Source organism: Aeribacillus sp. FSL K6-3256 (assembly GCF_037965805.1).
Lineage (GTDB): Bacteria > Bacillota > Bacilli > Bacillales > Aeribacillaceae > Aeribacillus > Aeribacillus composti.
In genome coordinates this window covers 2666190-2684090 of record NZ_CP150188.1, presented here as the reverse complement: position 1 = coordinate 2684090, position 17901 = coordinate 2666190, and the positions used below count along the sequence as shown (strand labels likewise).

Genomic DNA, 17901 nt, shown 5'->3' with positions numbered 1-17901 from the left:
GAAGATATACAGATGAAAATCAGCTATTTGGGACCGAAAGCAACATTTACTCATTTGGCCGTCTCAAAATTTTTTGAAAACGATGTAAAACTAGTCCCTTACCGAACGATTCCACATGTCATGGATGCAGTCGTCAAGCAAGAAACAAACATTGCTGTTGTTCCGCTTGAAAACGCGCTTGAGGGGTCGGTCAATCTTACAATTGATTATTTAATTCATGAAAATACACTGCATATTGTCGGTGAAATTGTTGTTCCAATCAAGCAGCATTTAATGGTTCATCCTTGCAGGAAGGATGATTGGAAAAAAATCGAAAAAGTATTTTCTCATTCACATGCTATTGCACAATGCCATAAATTTTTACATGAGCATATGCCGGATGTTTCGATCGAATATGCCACATCGACAGGAGCCGCTGCAGAATATATTCATCAACATCCGGAAGAAAATATGGCTGTCATTGCCAATGAGTTGGCGGCAAAAGAGTATGATTTAGCTATTGTGAAATATAATATTCACGATTATGATTACAACCATACACGATTTGTTATTTTACATCCGGATCAAGATTTTCAAATAGAAAATAACCACCATAATAAAGTCGGTGAAAAGACGACATTAGTTGTAACGTTGCCGACAGACCATGTAGGCGCCCTGCATCAAGTATTGTCTGCATTTGCATGGAGAAAACTGAATTTATCAAAAATTGAATCTCGTCCAATGAAAACGGGATTAGGAGATTACTTGTTTATTATAGATATAGAATCAAAAATGGATGATGTTTTAATACCCGGGGCAATCCAAGAACTGGAGGCTTTAGGCTGCGGCGTCAAGATTCTCGGAAGCTTTCCGGCTTATAAACTATAAAAAAAGCCGAGCATCCATTGCAGGATGCCTGGCTTGATTAATCAATGATCGTCACGAATTAAAAATCCTGCTTGATCAAGAGCTGCACAAACTTCATTTAAAGTTTTTTCATTGTCGGCAAGAATGGTGTGCAAATGAATGCCGTTCGTTAATTCCGACAAATAAGAGGCGTTTGTTGTTTCGATTTTTTTTATGAACTCATCTACTTCTTTTCGATTGCTTACCATAATCGATGCGGTCAAGTCCCCATACACTGGATGTTCAACGATTACATCTTTTACGGTCGCTCCGTAATCAACAATAATGTTCAATTCCTCCTTTGTTTTTTCCGGAGCGTGCTTGCAGGCAATAAGACGTTTCGCTTTTTTTGCCTCATTCGTTCTTTCTTTTAAATACATATATCCCTGACTTGTGGCTAAAATCGGTTCTCCGAGTGCTTTTAAAAGAGAAATATCTTGAACGATGACTTGACGGCTGACATTCGTCCGTGAGGCCAATTCCCCTCCCGTGATCGGCCGATTTTCATTTTTTAACCATTCGAGAATCACTTCCCTCCGCTTGTCCCCTAATATTTTTTCCATAAACACCAACCTTTCAAAACTCTTATCGAACGATGGATAGAATCGCATTGATAAGCTCATCGACTTCCGAGATTGTATTTGTAATTCCAAAGGAAATACGAATAAATTGATGAGCGGAATCTTTGTCAAAGCCGATTGAAAGAAGGGTTTTAGAAGGATGACTATTTCCAGCTTGACAGGCGCTTCCAGTTGAGACCGCAAATCCTTTTCGGTTCAATTCGAGCATTACAAATTGACCTTCTAAACTGTTTGTGACAACACCAACAATATTTGGGAGAACCTCTTTTTTCGTTTCATTGACAATCGTTATCGTGGGCAGCTGTGTCTTTAATTGGCTGATCAAATGCTGCTTGAGCTTGATGAAATGGTTAAAATGCTTCTCTCTTTGATTATAAAACTCATTTGCGGCAGTGACAAAGGAAAAAATGCCTGGAACGTTGACAGTGCCTGGACGAAATCCGTCCTCATGTGTTGTTCCGGGAATCACTGGCGACCAGCTTGCTGCTGGATGAATATACACTGCTCCTACGCCCTTTGGACCGTAAATTTTATGTGAAGAAAATGTATAGGCATCAGCATTCATCTCATCGACGGGAATCAACAGTTTTCCAAACGTTTGCACACAATCGGTATGAAAGTATATTTTCCTCTTTTTTAAAAACAAGCCAATTTCCTTTATATTTTGAATTGTTCCGATTTCGGAATTGCCGTGCTGGATGGTGACAAGGGCCGTATCTTCACGGATTTCTTCTTCAAGATGCTCCATTAAAATATTTCCATTTTGATCATGCTTTAAAAATGTAATGTCATATCCTTTCGCACGCAATAAAGACAAATAATGGTCAATGGATGCATGTTCAAGTGAAGAAGCAATAATATGCTTTTTGTTTGGCGTGCTATTTAATAATGATTGGATGGCCAGTATGTTGCCTTCAGAACCGCCGCTAGTAAAATAAACACCGTTTGGATCTCCTCCTAATAACGCTGCAAATGCTTTCCTTGACGCTGTCAATAGTTCATACGCTTTGCCGCCGATATCATGCAGACTGCTTGAGTTTCCGTAAGCAAATTTTGCCGCTTCGGTGTATGAAGCAATCGCTTTTTCACTCATGGGGGTCGTTGCTGCAAAATCAAAGTATATCAATTGTTTTCGCCCCTCTCTATTCAAGCCTTAAAAATTTTGTGAAAAATTCCTCTTGTCAATATTGTATTTTTGTGTAAATATATGTGTCAAGACATGTGTAAATTTATAAGGGGGGTTGTTGATGACCCATTATGATGTCATCATCGTCGGAAGCGGTATTGCCGCATTAACGGTTGCAAGCGAATTATGTGAAAAAATGAACATATTAATGATTACAAAAACGATGAAAACTAGTTCTAATTCTCATTTAGCTCAAGGTGGAATTGCATGTGCCATACATGAAAATGATCATAGCTGCCTTCATTATGAAGATACATTATATGCTGGGCGCTACCACAATAAAAAGGAAGCAGTTGAGCTGCTTGTACAAGAAGGAAAGGAAATTATTTCATCCCTTATGGATGAGGGCTTTCCATTTGACAAGGACGAGCAAGGAAATGTGGATTTAGGAAATGAAGGGGCGCACTCCTTTCGCCGCATTCTCCATGCAGGAGGAGATGCGACGGGAAGGAAAATGGTAGAGCATTTTTTAAAAAAAATAACAAACCGGATAACAATCAATGAATATCAGTTTGTTTGTGATGTCGTTGTAAAGGACGGAAGGGCAGTTGGCATTATTACCAAAACAGCAGATGAAAATATACATGTCTATACAGCCTCCCATATTATTTTGGCAACCGGCGGCTGCGGTCAAGCTTATGAATGGACATCCAATCATCCGAACGCAACGGGAGACGGACTTGCCATTGCTTTTCGGGCTGGATGCAGGCTGATCGATATGGAGTTTACACAGTTTCATCCAACAATGCTTTATATAAACGGGACATGCAGAGGATTGATTTCTGAAGCGGTCAGGGGTGAAGGCGCTGTATTGATCGATGAAACGGGGCAAAGATTTATGAGCGAAATTCACCCATTAGGTGATTTGGCTCCTCGAGATGTTGTTGCCCGCGCAATTTATCGTAAATATCGGGATGGACATCAAGTGTATTTGGATATTTCAGAAATTCAATTTTTTTCCGAACGTTTCCCGACGATTGCTGAGATGTGTCGGCAAAATCGGGTAAATTTGAGCGAGAAGAAAATTCCTGTAGTGCCTGGCATGCATTTTTTAATGGGCGGAATTGAAACCGATTTAGTCGGCAGAACGAATATCGATCGGCTTTATGCTGTAGGCGAATTGGCGTGTACTGGTGTCCACGGGGCAAATCGTCTAGCATCAAATTCTCTTTTAGAAGGTCTTGTATTCGGAAAAAGGATTGCAAAATTTATACTGGATCAGCGGCTGTCTTCACAGGAGAGTTTTGGGGATTTCCATTGGAACGAACATGAAAAAACAGAGGTTCCAGAAAAAGGAGAAATACGCAAAATATTGACAAAATGGGTTGGAATCGAACGGACGCATGGAGAACTGTCATGGGCTGTTTCATGGCTGAAGCGATATGTCAAATATTTTCCATTAAATGCTATAAGTTATTCAATTGAAGAAATCGAACGGATTAACATGATCACAGCCGGATATTTAATAGCTAAAGGAGCTCTTTTACGAAAGGAAAGCCGCGGCGGCCATTTCAGGATCGATTATCCGGGGGAAAAACCTGAATGGCTGGAAAAACGAATTGTACAAACAAACGAGCAAAGGATAGGGGCGGTTGAAAAATGAATCAAATAAAACTCGAGCAGGCATTGAAGCAATTTTTTATGGAAGACATAGGAGACAATGATTTGTCCAGCGATGCGATTTTCTCAGAAAACGACCGAGGATCGGGCGTCATAAAAGCAAAACAAAGCGGAGTTTTTTGTGGAGAAAACGTGGTGAAAACCGCTTTTTCGATGTTAAACCCCAACCTTGAAGTTCACATGTTTGTAAAAGATGGACATGAGCTGACAGCGGGGGAAGAGATTGCCGTCATAAAAGGTTCTATTCGTTCCATCTTACAAGGAGAGCGAGTAGTGTTAAATCTGCTGCAGCGAATGAGCGGGATCGCAACTTTGACAAAACAAGCGGTGCTGACGTTAAATTCAACGCATACAAAAATTTGTGATACAAGAAAAACAACCCCTGGGCTGAGAATGTTTGAAAAGTATGCTGTCCGCATAGGGGGAGGATATAATCACAGATTTGGTTTATATGACGGGGTGATGATTAAAGACAACCATATTGCCTTTTGCGGTTCGATTACAAAAGCAGTTGAAAGAGTAAGAAATCGAGTCGGTCACATGGTAAAAATTGAGGTGGAGGTTGAAACGGAAGAGCAATTGAAAGAAGCAATTTCAGTACATCCCGATATTATCATGTTTGACAATTGCCCGCCTGAACAAGTGAAAAAATTTGTTGATATGACTCCGCCTGACATTATTACAGAAGCTTCAGGCGGAATTACGTTAAAAAATTTAGCGGATTACAAAGATACAAATGTTGATTTCATATCGCTTGGGTTTATTACCCACTCAGCACCTTCAATAGACATTAGTTTATCTTTTTCGGGGAGGAATGAGCTATGAATCTTTTTGAATTGTTGGATGCTTCAAAAACAGAAATGATGCCTGAAGATTATAAACATCGATCTGTGGAAGAATTGGAAAACCGTGTGATAGAAATCAAAAAGAAATTCGGAACAAGACTGATGATCCCAGGTCATCATTATCAAAAAGACGAAGTGATCCAATTTGCAGATGTAACAGGAGATTCGTTAAAGCTGGCACAAATAGCGCAAGAAACAAAAGATGCCGAATATATTGTCTTTTGTGGTGTTCATTTTATGGCAGAAACAGCAGACATGCTGACATCGCCTTATCAAAAGGTGATTCTTCCGGATATGAGAGCTGGCTGTTCGATGGCGGATATGGCAAATATCAAACAAACAGAAGCCGCTTGGAGCAAGCTGCAAGAGCTTTTTGACGACACGATTTTGCCATTAACATATGTCAATTCATCAGCAGAGATTAAAGCTTTTGTCGGTAAAAATGGCGGAGCAACGGTAACCTCCTCAAATGCTGAAACGATGCTGGCTTGGGCGCTGAAGCAAAAAAAGAGAATTTTGTTTTTACCTGATCAGCACTTAGGGAGAAATACTGCCTTTAAACTGGGTATTCCCCTTAATAAGATGGCTGTCTGGGATCCGATTGAACAAAAGCTGCATTATGATGGAAAAAGGGAAGATGTCGCCATCATCTTATGGAAAGGCCATTGCTCAGTGCATGAGAAATTTACAGTAAAAAATATTGAACATATTCGCAGCAAATATCCCGATATGAAAATTATCGTTCATCCTGAATGTACATTTGAGGTTGTTCAGATGGCCGATTATTCGGGATCCACGAAATATATTATTGATACGATTCAAAACTCCCCGAAAGGAAGCAAGTGGGCAATCGGAACAGAAATGAATCTAGTGAATCGGTTAATACAAAATAATCCCGACAAAGAGATCGTTTCTTTAAATCCATATATGTGTCCGTGTTTAACAATGAATCGAATTGATCTGCCCCACTTAGTTTGGGCGCTGGAATCAATCGATAAAGGAAAAATAATTAATCAAATCATTGTGGATGAATCAATTAAAGAGTATGCAGTTCTTGCATTAAATCGCATGCTGGATCATAGCTCATAAAAAGGAAAAATATTGCAATCGCCCATATGCATACGGGATAGCAAAAGTACGAAGAACAATTTGAATGCCTGGGGTCCCTCCCCGGGTATTTTTATTTTTGTATTTTTGCAGCATAAATCAGCAGCTGTGTACTGATATCGATATCAATTGGCTTTTAAAAAAGAGGATCGTTTTTCTTAGCCTTCATTTTTAAATCATAATCCCACTAAAATTTGCATAAGTTGTGATGAAGAAGATTTATGAATGTATTGATTCGAAAGTTGTATAGGCAGTACGTTTTCACAGGAGGGGGAAACAGTGAAAATCCACATTGTTCAAAAAGGCGATACACTATGGAAAATTGCTCAAAAATATGGAGTCGATTTCCAGGAGCTAAAAATGTTGAATTCCCAATTGAGCAATCCTGATCTTATTATGCCAGGAATGAAAATAAAAATTCCAACTGGCGATGTGCCAATTAAAAAGGAAGTGAAACATGAATTAAAGAAAGAAGTGCCAAAAGTAGCTTTTAAAAAGGAAGCAAAGGAACATCCTTTTGCAGAGGAAAAACCTGTTGCTCCTATTGAGACGGAGGAACCGGAAGCAAAGGAGAAGCCGTCTAAGCCATATGTGCCTCCCGTTCCAAAAGTTTATCAGCCTTACTATCCGAAAAAAACTGATGTAAGCAATTATTTTATGCTCAATATGCCGATGATGAATATCCATGAAGAAGCGGAAAAGGCTCCAACGCATCCCTATGCTTCAAAAGATTCCAAACCGCAGCTTCCGAAAAAGCCTGAAAATGTGTTTCATGAAGTTTTGGGTAAAGGAGAAGAAAATAAAGAGGAGGACAACAAAGATATGACGAATCCGCAATTTTCGAATGTCAATCCATATTATGGAGCCCAATGGCAGCCTTATTACGCGCCTGTCTGGCCAAATATTCCGAACCCTGCCCCGAATCAATTTGTAAGCCCACAACAATATGGCGAAGATTTTGATGATGATGATGAATATGATGAAGCGTATGGTTACGAAAACGTTGCACCTAATATTCCGCCCAATATTCCGCCTAATGTTGCACCTAACATTCCGCCAAACGTTTCACCAATACAATACAGTCCGCAACCCGTAGTTCCATATGTACCATATCCTGTTCTTTGTCCACCGTTTCCATTCTTAGGATGCCATCCGGTATCTCCTGTATATCCAGGATCAGGATTGGCGCCGACACCTTATGCTGCACCTTATGGAATGCCGCACGGTCAATGGGTAAGCCCGGAGGCGGCAGAAAATCAAGAATTTGCAGAGAATATACCTCATACTGGAGCTTTTCCGAGTCATCAGGATGACTGCGGCTGCGGAGGTCCTGTACCTTATGGATATCGAGCGGCTCCATTTGTACCATATGGAATACCGCATTACCCTTATGCTGTGCCTTACTATGATTATAACCAGTTCGTTGCACCGCAAGATGAAGAAGATGAAGATTAATTTTATTGGAGACGATGATAAAAATCGTCTCTTTTTTCTTTGAAAATTTCATGACATGATTTATTTTTCGTAAAACACAATATGATACAATGGATAATAAAAAGAAATGATGCTAAGGAAGGTGCATGACATAATGCAGGAAAAAATTGCAAAACTAATCGAATGGCTTCAAAATCAAGTAAAAAACGCAGGATTAAACGGTGCAATTGTCGGAATAAGCGGGGGAATTGATTCCGCCGTAGTTGCTCATCTCATTAAGCGAGCGTTTCCTGAGCATTCGCTTGGCCTAATCATGCCATGTAAAAGCAATCCGAAAGATCAAGAAGATGCTTTAAAAGTAGTGAAAAGCTGCAACATTGATTATATGGTGATCGACTTGACCGAAACTCATGAAACGCTTTTTCACGCCATTCAAAAAAATATTCAAGCTAAAAACGATTGGAATGAAGAAGCATCAAGATTAGGCGACGCGAATACGCGCGCGCGGCTCAGAATGACAACATTATACGCTGTGGCAAACAATTATCGTTACATGGTTGTTGGCACAGATAATGCAGCTGAATGGTATACGGGCTATTTTACGAAATACGGAGACGGCGGTGTAGACCTTGTTCCTCTTGTACATTTTACAAAAGGCGAAGTAAGGGAAATGGCAAAAATTTTAGGAGTTCCGGATGAAATTATTAATAAAGCTCCAAGCGCCGGTTTGTGGGAAGGACAAACGGATGAAAACGAAATGGGAACAACATATGATATGATTGACAAATTTTTAAAGGGAGAGGAAATTCCTGAGAAAGATAAAGAAATCATTGAAGCGCTGCATAGACGTTCTGAGCATAAACGAAATTTAGCGGCAGCACCGCCAAAATTTTAATTAATTGCCGGGAACTAACAGCAATAAACCTCCCCTGATAGAACAAGCTATTGATGAGCTATTATGCTCAAATTGTTTTTCAGGGGGTTTTTTCATTGAGAAAATCAGTTTCCGCAGCTATTGCCCTTTCTTTTATGACAATTGGTCTTGCGGCGTGCAACAACAATAATGGTGCATTGGATGACCGTAATCGAAATGGTGCAGCACCAATTGGCTACTATTCAGCTGATCGGGATCGCAATTTTGATTACGTTGATAATGATGGACCGATCACTGAAATGTTTGACGGCGGAATGGATGACAATGATATGCTCCGCGATGCAAATGACCGCAATAGAGACCGCTCGCTGACAGTGAACGATAGAAGAAACAACGGCTTCCAAAGAAGCGATGTCAATTATCATAATCATTTACGGGATGTGGGCTCGAATAATGCTCAATTAGCCGAACGAATTTCTGATCAGGTAAGCCGGCTGAAAAACGTGCAGGATGTTGATACGCTCGTAACAAATGACAGGGTTGTAGTAGCGATCAATACAACTGATCGAAACGAACAGGACGTAAAAAATCGAGCCAAACGAGTTGTATCAAGACTGGCTGGAAATAAAAGCATCCATATTGTAACAGACGAGGAAACTTTTACTCGCGTGCGAAACATTAATAATAACTTGAATAACGGTACAGATGTAGGGGAAGATATCCAACGTCTATTCAATGATATTGGAGAAGCTGTAACAGAACCTTTTGACGGAAATAACCGCTAACGAGACAGGGAGAACTCCTCCCTGTTTCTTTTGTGAAGAACAATTTTTCCCGCTAAATAAAATATGTTATATTAAAAATCGAGATTTGTTTATGAGAGGGGATTTTTAGAATGGCAGGACATTCTAAATGGAAAAATATTCAAAGAAGAAAAAATGCCCAAGATGCGAAGCGGGGCAAAATTTTTATGAAATTGGCAAAAGAAATTTATGTTGCGGCTAAACAAGGCGGAGGAGATCCTGACGCGAATCCGAGCCTCAGACTTGCCATTGACAAGGCTAAAGCTGCCAACATGCCGAACGATAATATAGAACGAGCAATTAAAAAAGCGACCGGCAGCCAAGATGGAGCCAACTATGAAGAAATTACATATGAAGGATATGGCCCCGGCGGTGTCGCTGTAATGGTAAAATGTCTGACGGACAATAAAAACCGTACAGCAACAAGTGTTCGCACTGCTTTTAATAAAAACGGAGGAAACTTAGGAGAAACTGGTTGTGTATCCTATATGTTCGAACGAAAGGGATATATTGTTATTGAAGGTAACGGAATTGAAGAGGATGACTTGTTTCTTGAAGCAATTGACGCTGGAGCAGAAGAATTAGAAGCGTCAGGTGAGGCGTTTGAAATTTATACCGCTCCTGAAAATTTGAATAATGTAAAAACCGCTTTAGAAGAAAAAGGATATAAACTGGAAACAGCGGAAATCACATGGATTCCTCAAACGTACACGCAACTAGATGAAACAACAGCTGAAAAAATGTACAAATTAATCGATGTCCTTGAAGATGACGACGATGTCCAAGAAGTCTTCCATAATATGCAGGAAGATGAGTGATTGAAAATTTGTTGATATTAACGATTTAAAAAATCTAACAGCCGAAAAAAAAAGAAATTGTTAAGTTATCCATTTTACTTTTTCTAATTGAAACGTATTAATATACAAGCATGCCATGATATACAAGGTAGTTTCCATAATATGTAATAAGATGAAGAATCAGGACTAAGGGTTAAAACTTCTCATGATGGCTACAATAAATAAAAACAAATGTGTTATAAGTTCAGGAGTGGTGGCATGTGAAAAAGGTATTTTGCCTCTTTTGTTATACTTTGATGATCTTAGCTTTTTGTCATTTCCATCCTGAAGCATCTTTCGCAAATGCGAATCATCATTCCTCGACAGTTGAAGTCATCTTGAGAAGAGTTTATCTTGATGGCGAAGTGAGCGAAGAGGTCAAAACAGAACATCATCATTCTATCGCAGATGTAATTGCGAAATATCAAGATTGGCAGGTTGTTCGTCAGGATGGCGACGAAATTGTCTTTCAAAAGCAAATTGATGACCTCTCTCCTTTATTAAAAACAAATGGTTTTTTCGGTATTATGGAAGACGGGACTTTGTCGATTTTTAACGGGAAGCCTGACGCAGACAATGAAGTCATTCAGTCTTTTTTCCAGATCGATATAAAAAAACTGGAAAGCTATCGCCACCTGCAACTAAAAAGAGGAATTCCCGTAAAAAATAAAGAGAATTATTTAAATGTCATCAATACCTTTAAAGCTTATTCTGCTGATGAATTCAAATAAAAGGACCGATGCTTTTTGCATCGGTTTATTTTTGCAGTTCTTTCCCTGACGGAGCGAGTTCTTTATGTTAAAATAGGTTAAGTGATGAGAGGTGAACGCAGTGATTGAGTTTATCCGCGGAGTTGTAGATCATATATCAATAGATTCAATTGTGATCGATCGGAACGGAATCGGCTTTCAAATTTTCACTCCCAATCCTTTCAGCTATCAAAAACATATAAAAAAAGAAGTGACAGTTTATACATATCAATATGTAAGGGAGGATCTCCTCGCTCTGTACGGATTTTCAAGTCGTGAAGAAAAGACTCTCTTTTCCAAGCTTTTAAACGTAACAGGAATCGGTCCGAAGGGTGCTCTGGCGATCCTGGCTTATGGGGATGCAAAGCAAGTAGTGGAGGCCATTGAAAATGAAGATGAAGCATTTTTAGTAAAATTTCCTGGTGTCGGAAAGAAAACAGCGAGGCAAATCATCTTAGATTTAAAAGGGAAGCTCGTCGAATTCGTTTCAGAACCGTCTTCCAACATGTTAGCTAATCAGGTACAAACAAACCAAAAACATAGCAATCATTCGCTTATGGAAGCGATCGATGCACTGAAAGTTTTAGGATACAGTGAGAAAGAGATAGCAAAAATCAAGCCGTCATTGGAAGGTGAATCGCTCTCAACTGATCAATATGTGAAAAAAGCATTGAAACTGCTTTTGAAATAAGGTGATAGCAATGGAGGAAAGAATTGTTGCAGGCGAAGCTGAAGCGGGAGAAAAAGATTTTGAATTCAGCCTTCGTCCTCAATCTTTCGATCAATATATCGGTCAATCAAAGATTAAGGAAAACTTAAAAATATTTATTGAAGCGGCAAAGCTTAGAGAAGAAACGTTGGATCATGTTCTTTTATATGGACCTCCAGGGCTCGGGAAAACAACACTTGCAACGATTATCGCAAATGAGATGGGGACGAATATCCGCCATACTTCAGGGCCCGCGATTGAACGGCCGGGAGAATTAGCGGCTATTCTCACTTCTTTAGAACCGGGGGATGTTTTATTTATTGATGAAATTCACCGGCTTAATCGTTCTATCGAAGAAGTCTTGTACCCAGCGATGGAAGATTTTTGTATAGATATCGTCATTGGAAAAGGATCAAGCGCCCGCACGATCAGGTTGGATCTGCCACCGTTTACACTTGTTGGTGCAACAACTAGAGTCGGCTTATTAACTGCTCCTTTAAGGGATCGATTTGGTGTGTTAAGCCGCTTGGAATATTATCAAGAGCACGAGCTCTCAAAGATAGTCAAACGAACGGCCAATATGTTAAATATCGAGATTGAAGAGCAGGCAGCCGTTGAAATAGCCAGAAGATCGCGTGGAACGCCAAGAATTGCGAACAGACTTCTTAAAAGGGTCAGGGATTTTGCGCAAGTGCTCGGATTTGAAAAAATCAGCGCCCATCTTGCCGAAGACGCCTTGGAGCGTTTGCAAGTGGATAAACTTGGATTGGATCATATCGATCATAAACTTCTTTTAGGGATCATTGAAAAATTCCAAGGAGGTCCCGTTGGAATTGAGACCATTTCAGCGACAATCGGTGAAGAAGCGCACACAATTGAAGATGTTTATGAACCGTATTTATTGCAAATCGGTTTTATTCGGCGAACACCGAGGGGAAGAATAGTAACAGATCTTGTGTATAAACATTTTCAAATGGAGGTGCCGAAAAGATGACGGAATTTCCAAAGCTATTGATGGTGCTTGGCGGTATTTTGCTTTTTATCGGCTTATTTATGCAAGTTGTCGGAAGACTGCCAGGAGATATCGTAGTAAAAAAAGGAAATTTCACCTTCTTCTTTCCGATTGTCACATGCATTGTCATTAGTTTGCTTTTAACGTTCATTTTTTCTTTTTTAGGACGGTTTAAATAATGGACAGAAGCTAGGTGAACAGGATGAATATCGAATTATTTGACTTCGAATTGCCAGAGGAACTGATTGCTCAAACTCCGTTGAAGGAGAGGGATGCTTCAAGATTAATGATTGTTGATAAAAAAAGCGGAGATATTACGCACAGCAGATTTAAAAGCTTAATTGAGTATGTATCTCCGGGTGATTGCCTTGTTTTAAATGATACGCGGGTCATGCCGGCCAGATTGTACGGGGTGAAAGAAGAAACCGGGGCCAAAGTGGAAGTTTTATTGCTAAAAGAAAAAGAAGGGAATGTTTGGGAAACCCTTGTAAAACCTTCAAAGCGAGTCAAAGTAGGGACAACATTAAATTTCGGAAACGGCCTTTTAAAAGGAACATGTGTAGGAACTCTTGAACACGGCGGTAGAATCATTGAATTTCAATACGAAGGCATTTTTTTGGAAATTTTGGATCAGCTTGGGGAAATGCCATTGCCGCCATACATTAAAGAGCAGCTTGATAATAAAGAACGATATCAAACCGTTTATTCCCGAGAAATTGGTTCAGCAGCTGCACCGACTGCAGGTTTGCATTTCACAGATGAAATACTCGAAAATATAAAAAATAAAGGGATTCATATCGCTTTTATAACGCTGCATGTCGGGCTTGGGACATTTCGTCCAGTCAGCAGCACAAACATTACAGAACATAAAATGCATGCGGAATTTTATCAAATGACAGAGGGAACGGCCCGCTTATTAAATGAAGTAAGAGAAAAGGGAGGACGTATTATCGCAGTCGGTACGACTTCAACAAGGACGCTGGAAACAATTGCTGGAAAACATGGAGGCAAATTTGTCGAAGAAAGCGGTTGGACAGACATTTTTATTTATCCGGGCTACAATTTTAAAGGAATAGACGGACTCGTTACAAATTTTCATCTTCCTAAGTCTTCTCTGATCATGCTTGTCAGTGCGCTGGCTGGAAGAGAAACAATTCTTCGCGCGTATGAGGAGGCTATAAAGGAAAAATACCGTTTTTTCAGCTTTGGAGATGCCATGCTGATTATTTGAAACAGAATAGAGGTACACTGAATAAAGGAGGGGCTTTCATTGAATAAGCCACCTATTCGATATGAATTGATCAAAACATGCAAACAAACAGGCGCCCGCCTTGGAATCGTACATACACCTCACGGTTCGTTTGAAACTCCGGTGTTTATGCCTGTGGGAACATTGGCGACCGTCAAAACTATGTCACCGGAGGAATTAAAAGAAATTGGCGCAAAAATCATTTTGAGCAATACATACCATTTATGGCTCCGACCAGGGGAAGATATCGTTAAGGAGGCAGGAGGTCTCCATTCTTTTATGAATTGGGATGGAGCGATTTTAACCGACTCCGGCGGATTTCAAGTGTTCAGCTTAAGCGAATTCCGGCGAATTGAAGAAGAGGGAGTATATTTTCGCAATCATTTAAACGGGGACAAGCTGTTTTTATCTCCAGAAAAAGCAACTGAAATCCAAAATGCTCTCGGATCAGATATTATAATGGCATTTGACGAATGCCCGCCTTACCCGGCATCATTTGATTATATGAAACAATCTGTAGAACGAACCTCCAGATGGGCTGAACGCTGTCTAGCAGCTCATAAAAGAGAAAATGAACAAGGGATGTTTGGAATTGTACAAGGCGGCGAATATGAAAACTTGCGGAAGCAAAGCGCACGCGATCTTGTCTCGCTTGATTTTTCGGGATATGCGGTTGGTGGTCTTTCTGTCGGTGAACCGAAAGAAGTGATGAATCGTGTGCTAGAATTTACCGTGCCTTTATTGCCAAGCGACAAACCTCGTTATTTGATGGGGGTCGGTTCTCCAGATTCACTGATAGATGGAGCGATTCGGGGCATTGATATGTTTGATTGCGTGCTTCCTACTAGAATTGCGCGCAACGGCACCTTAATGACATCAACAGGTCGGCTTGTCGTAAAAAATGCGAAATATGCGCGCGATTTCGGTCCATTGGATGAATCTTGTGATTGCTACGTTTGCCGAAATTATTCACGTGCTTATATCAGACATTTAATTAAAAGCAATGAAACATTTGGGATTCGATTAACATCTTACCATAATCTCTATTTTTTGATAAAATTAATGGAGCAGATTAGGGAATCAATCCGTGAAGACCGTTTAGGAGATTTCCGAGAAGAATTTTTTGAACGGTACGGATTCAATAAACCAAATGCGAAAAACTTTTAATGCTTAGAAAGGGGTGAAGAAATGTCGGAGAATTTTGTAGCAACAGTGCTGCCTTTTGTGCTGATGATTGCTATTTTTTACTTTTTGTTGATCAGACCTCAGCAAAAAAGGCAAAAGCAAATCCGTGACATGCAGGCAAACTTGAAGAAGGGTGATAAAATCGTAACGATTGGCGGTTTGCATGGGACGGTTGATTCATTGGATGAAGATAAAATCGTCATCCGTACGGGAGACGGCTCCCGCTTAACTTTTGACCGAAATGCTGTGAGAGAAGTCGTAGAACAATCATAGTTCTACAAAAAACAGGGCTGACTTAAATGTCAGCCTTTTTCTTTTTAAGCCTGCCGTTTTGGCGACGAAATATTGACTCCCAGCATTCCTCCAACTATTGAAGTGATTAAAAATCCACCGTGATATAATAGCGATTCTAGCGAAAGCGTTTTTCCGTAACCTAAAAATTGAAACAACAACACAATTCCCGTGTAAGCAACCGCTGTCGCACCGCCTAAAAGCCACCCTTTTTCTTTACCTTTTCCGCCAGCTATAAAACCTCCGATAAAAACGGCTAAAAAACTTATAGATGTGATGACCCAAAAGAGCGAATCTTCTGTTAAACTAGTAAATCGTAATAAAATAGATAAAAGAAAACTGGAAATCAAAGCAATGATCAAAATGGTAAAAACACCGTAAAATACAGCTTTCCCCCACCGCTTTGCTTCAATCATCCATTCATCTCCTCCCATGTTCACCCGTACAAGGGTAATCACTTTTATACAAGCATATTCATAAAAAAAAGATTTAGAATTAAAATTGCCAGATCAGGGTGAAAGGAATGAAACGGATAGATTTTAACGATTTTTCTGCATCGGAATAAAGATTGCTATATACGGACCGATTAGGGGAATTCGCTTTACTTCTTCCTTTTCGACTAGTCGAAAGATGATAAGAAACAGACTGTAAATAACTGTTGTGATCATGCATGCATACATTAACTTTGGCAGCAAATGCAGTTGTTCCAATAAGATATCGTAAATATGATAGGAGATCCAACCTGTTAAGAAAATGGCTGCAAAAGATAGAACATAGTCTCTTAAATAAATTGTGAACTTAAACACTTTCAGCACCGTTGCATAATGAAGAAGAGTAACGATCATAAACCCGCTTATAATGGCAAGAGCTGCGCCGATTATGCCGAGCTGCGGCCTAGTTGCGAAAACAAAAATGAGCGCTGTTTTTAAAATGGAACCGATTAAACTGTTGGTCATCGCTGCTTTTGCTAAATTTAATGCTTGCAATGCTGCTTGCAGTGGACCTTGGAAATAATAAAAGATGAAAAAAGGAGCCATAACTTTCACATAGATGGCAGATTGAGCATTTCCATACATAAAGATCATGATCGGTTCAGCGTACACGTATAAAATAACAACTGCTAGTCCGCCTGTAACAAGCGAGAGCCTTAAAGCTTGCCTCAGCCGATATTCTGCTAATCGAATCCTTTTTTGGGCAATCGCTTCGCTTAATGCGGGCACTAATGATGTTGACAGCGAAAAAGTGATGAAAGAGGGAAGCATTAATAAAGGAAGCGCATACCCCGTCAATTCCCCATATTGTTTTGTAGCTAAAGATGAATGAACGCCGGCGATCAGTAAACTGTGTGAAACAACGATCGGTTCGAGAAACCATGAAATGTTGCCGATAAATCGGCTGCCGGTTGTCGGCAGGGCAATTTTCATGAGCTGACTGAATGTTTCTTTTCCCTTTTTTAACGAACGGAAAAACGATTTTCTCACTCGAATTTGCTTTTTGAAACGGAACGCTATTAGTAAGTAAAGTAAGGAAGCAAGTTCTCCAATTGCTGCCGCAACAAAGGCGCCAGCGGCTGCATATTCGATTCCGTAAGGCAGCATAGCTTTTGTACAAACGGCGATAAAGGCGATTCTGACCGCTTGCTCAAGCACCTGGGAGAATGCCGCAGGCGTCATGTTTTGTTTTCCTTGAAAGTAGCCTCTCAAAACAGAGGATACAGCAATAATAGGAATTACAGGAGTGATGGAAATCAAAGGAAAGAATGTTCTTGGGTCTGTAAGCAATGTTTCAGAAATATATGAGGCGGAAAACAACACAAGCGGTGCGATGATAATGCTTAAACTGCACGTAATTGTTAAAGATACAACCAGTATTTTTTTTACCTTTTTGCTGTCTCCTTTTGCATCCGCTTCCGCGACCAGCTTGGAGATGGCAACCGGCAAACCGAGCTGTGTAGCTGCTGCGACAAGGCCAAACGTAGGCATCGCCATCATGTAGAGGCCAACCCCTTCTTCTCCAATCATTCTGGCTATGACAATTCGATTAATAAAACCGAGAATTCTTGTGATGAGGCCTGCCGTCATTAAAATGAGCATTCCTTTTAAAAAGGTTTGCTTCGGCATTTTTCTCCCTGCCTTCTCAAAAAACTTGATATCATATACAATTACTATATGCAGACTCGAAGTACAGGCATGACAACCTTTTAAGAAAGGAGCATAAAAGTGGAGAACTATTCGGTAGATGCCTATCGCAAGTATTTAAGGCCGTTTTTGAAAAGCAAGCTCGAAGAATTCCGGCTGTATGGATACGATAAAATGACAGAGGATGAATTGTGGGCTTTTTTGAAAAGAAAAAAATGGAAAAAAATTGAGGGTGTCAGAGTACATCGGTTAGTAGAAGGGATTATGTCAGTGAAAGTGTCCGATTTCATGAATTATACGACCATTGAGTTTATGAAAGATGCAAAATGGTTAGATAGTAAAGAAGGACAAGAAATATTAAAAGAATTAACCTAAAGATGATAAGGCGATGTTTCGC

Annotated in this window: 20 protein-coding genes; 16 read left to right on the top strand and 4 right to left on the bottom strand. The window is 40.0% G+C overall.

Going from position 1 to position 17901, the window contains the following annotated elements; all coding sequences use genetic code 11:
- Positions 1-12: 12 nt before the first annotated feature.
- On the top strand, positions 13-867 hold the full coding sequence (pheA, locus tag NSQ84_RS12940) for a prephenate dehydratase (protein WP_063387959.1): 855 nt from the start codon (positions 13-15) through the stop codon (positions 865-867).
- 41 nt (positions 868-908) lie between these two features.
- On the opposite strand, the gene NSQ84_RS12935 is transcribed toward pheA, so the two are convergent.
- Positions 909-1448, bottom strand: coding sequence for a transcription repressor NadR (locus NSQ84_RS12935; protein WP_063387960.1), 540 nt, complete (start codon positions 1446-1448; stop codon positions 909-911).
- Positions 1449-1470: 22 nt separating this feature from the next.
- Positions 1471-2559 carry an IscS subfamily cysteine desulfurase gene (locus NSQ84_RS12930; RefSeq protein WP_063388165.1) on the bottom strand — a complete coding sequence of 363 codons (1089 nt, stop codon included), beginning with the start codon at positions 2557-2559 and terminating at the stop codon, positions 1471-1473.
- A 154-nt stretch (positions 2560-2713) separates the two neighbouring features.
- On the opposite strand from NSQ84_RS12930, the gene nadB reads away from it, so the two are divergent.
- The 14 genes from nadB (at position 2714) to yajC (ending at position 15348) form a co-directional block, all read left to right on the top strand.
- On the top strand, positions 2714-4255 hold the full coding sequence (gene nadB / locus NSQ84_RS12925) for an L-aspartate oxidase (RefSeq protein ID WP_327873562.1): 1542 nt from the start codon (positions 2714-2716) through the stop codon (positions 4253-4255).
- Complete coding sequence (gene nadC / locus NSQ84_RS12920) at positions 4252-5097, top strand: carboxylating nicotinate-nucleotide diphosphorylase (RefSeq protein ID WP_117016761.1); 846 nt, start codon at positions 4252-4254, stop codon at positions 5095-5097. Before nadB ends, nadC begins: the two co-directional genes overlap by 4 nt.
- On the top strand, positions 5094-6206 hold the full coding sequence (gene nadA, locus NSQ84_RS12915; RefSeq protein ID WP_327873561.1) for a quinolinate synthase NadA: 1113 nt from the start codon (positions 5094-5096) through the stop codon (positions 6204-6206). The genes nadC and nadA overlap by 4 nt, the downstream gene beginning before the upstream one ends.
- A gap of 297 nt (positions 6207-6503) precedes the next feature.
- Positions 6504-7679: a SafA/ExsA family spore coat assembly protein gene (gene safA / locus NSQ84_RS12910; protein ID WP_339211961.1), complete on the top strand. Its 1176-nt coding sequence runs from the start codon at positions 6504-6506 to the stop codon at positions 7677-7679.
- A gap of 133 nt (positions 7680-7812) precedes the next feature.
- Positions 7813-8553: an NAD(+) synthase gene (gene nadE, locus NSQ84_RS12905; protein ID WP_130156071.1), complete on the top strand. Its 741-nt coding sequence runs from the start codon at positions 7813-7815 to the stop codon at positions 8551-8553.
- A 95-nt stretch (positions 8554-8648) separates the two neighbouring features.
- Positions 8649-9317 (top strand): YhcN/YlaJ family sporulation lipoprotein, encoded by a 669-nt coding sequence (locus NSQ84_RS12900; RefSeq protein WP_327873560.1) that lies wholly within the window; start codon positions 8649-8651, stop codon positions 9315-9317.
- Between the two features lie 110 nt (positions 9318-9427).
- Positions 9428-10153, top strand: a complete 726-nt coding sequence (locus tag NSQ84_RS12895; RefSeq protein WP_117016757.1) for a YebC/PmpR family DNA-binding transcriptional regulator — start codon at positions 9428-9430, stop codon at positions 10151-10153.
- Positions 10154-10392: 239 nt separating this feature from the next.
- On the top strand, positions 10393-10902 hold the full coding sequence (locus NSQ84_RS12890) for a BofC C-terminal domain-containing protein (RefSeq protein WP_235600442.1): 510 nt from the start codon (positions 10393-10395) through the stop codon (positions 10900-10902).
- A gap of 100 nt (positions 10903-11002) precedes the next feature.
- Positions 11003-11611, top strand: a complete 609-nt coding sequence (gene ruvA, locus NSQ84_RS12885; RefSeq protein WP_063387968.1) for a Holliday junction branch migration protein RuvA — start codon at positions 11003-11005, stop codon at positions 11609-11611.
- Between the two features lie 10 nt (positions 11612-11621).
- Complete coding sequence (gene ruvB, locus NSQ84_RS12880; RefSeq protein ID WP_327873559.1) at positions 11622-12623, top strand: Holliday junction branch migration DNA helicase RuvB; 1002 nt, start codon at positions 11622-11624, stop codon at positions 12621-12623.
- Positions 12620-12820, top strand: coding sequence for a DUF2905 domain-containing protein (locus NSQ84_RS12875; RefSeq protein ID WP_063387970.1), 201 nt, complete (start codon positions 12620-12622; stop codon positions 12818-12820). The genes ruvB and NSQ84_RS12875 overlap by 4 nt, the downstream gene beginning before the upstream one ends.
- 23 nt (positions 12821-12843) lie before the next feature.
- On the top strand, positions 12844-13872 hold the full coding sequence (gene queA / locus NSQ84_RS12870) for a tRNA preQ1(34) S-adenosylmethionine ribosyltransferase-isomerase QueA (protein ID WP_063387971.1): 1029 nt from the start codon (positions 12844-12846) through the stop codon (positions 13870-13872).
- A 39-nt stretch (positions 13873-13911) separates the two neighbouring features.
- The gene (tgt, locus tag NSQ84_RS12865) at positions 13912-15057 is read left to right on the top strand and encodes a tRNA guanosine(34) transglycosylase Tgt (protein ID WP_063387972.1); all 1146 of its coding nucleotides are present in this window, start codon (positions 13912-13914) and stop codon (positions 15055-15057) included.
- Between the two features lie 21 nt (positions 15058-15078).
- Positions 15079-15348, top strand: coding sequence for a preprotein translocase subunit YajC (gene yajC, locus NSQ84_RS12860; RefSeq protein WP_063387973.1), 270 nt, complete (start codon positions 15079-15081; stop codon positions 15346-15348).
- 44 nt (positions 15349-15392) lie between these two features.
- Here yajC and NSQ84_RS12855 read toward each other — a convergent pair whose 3' ends face one another.
- Positions 15393-15782, bottom strand: a complete 390-nt coding sequence (locus NSQ84_RS12855) for a TIGR04086 family membrane protein (RefSeq protein ID WP_066249537.1) — start codon at positions 15780-15782, stop codon at positions 15393-15395.
- Positions 15783-15905: 123 nt separating this feature from the next.
- Positions 15906-17486, bottom strand: coding sequence for a stage V sporulation protein B (gene spoVB / locus NSQ84_RS12850; RefSeq protein ID WP_066249533.1), 1581 nt, complete (start codon positions 17484-17486; stop codon positions 15906-15908).
- A 99-nt stretch (positions 17487-17585) separates the two neighbouring features.
- On the opposite strand from spoVB, the gene NSQ84_RS12845 reads away from it, so the two are divergent.
- The gene (locus NSQ84_RS12845) at positions 17586-17879 is read left to right on the top strand and encodes a post-transcriptional regulator (protein ID WP_066249531.1); all 294 of its coding nucleotides are present in this window, start codon (positions 17586-17588) and stop codon (positions 17877-17879) included.
- Positions 17880-17901: the final 22 nt, after the last annotated feature.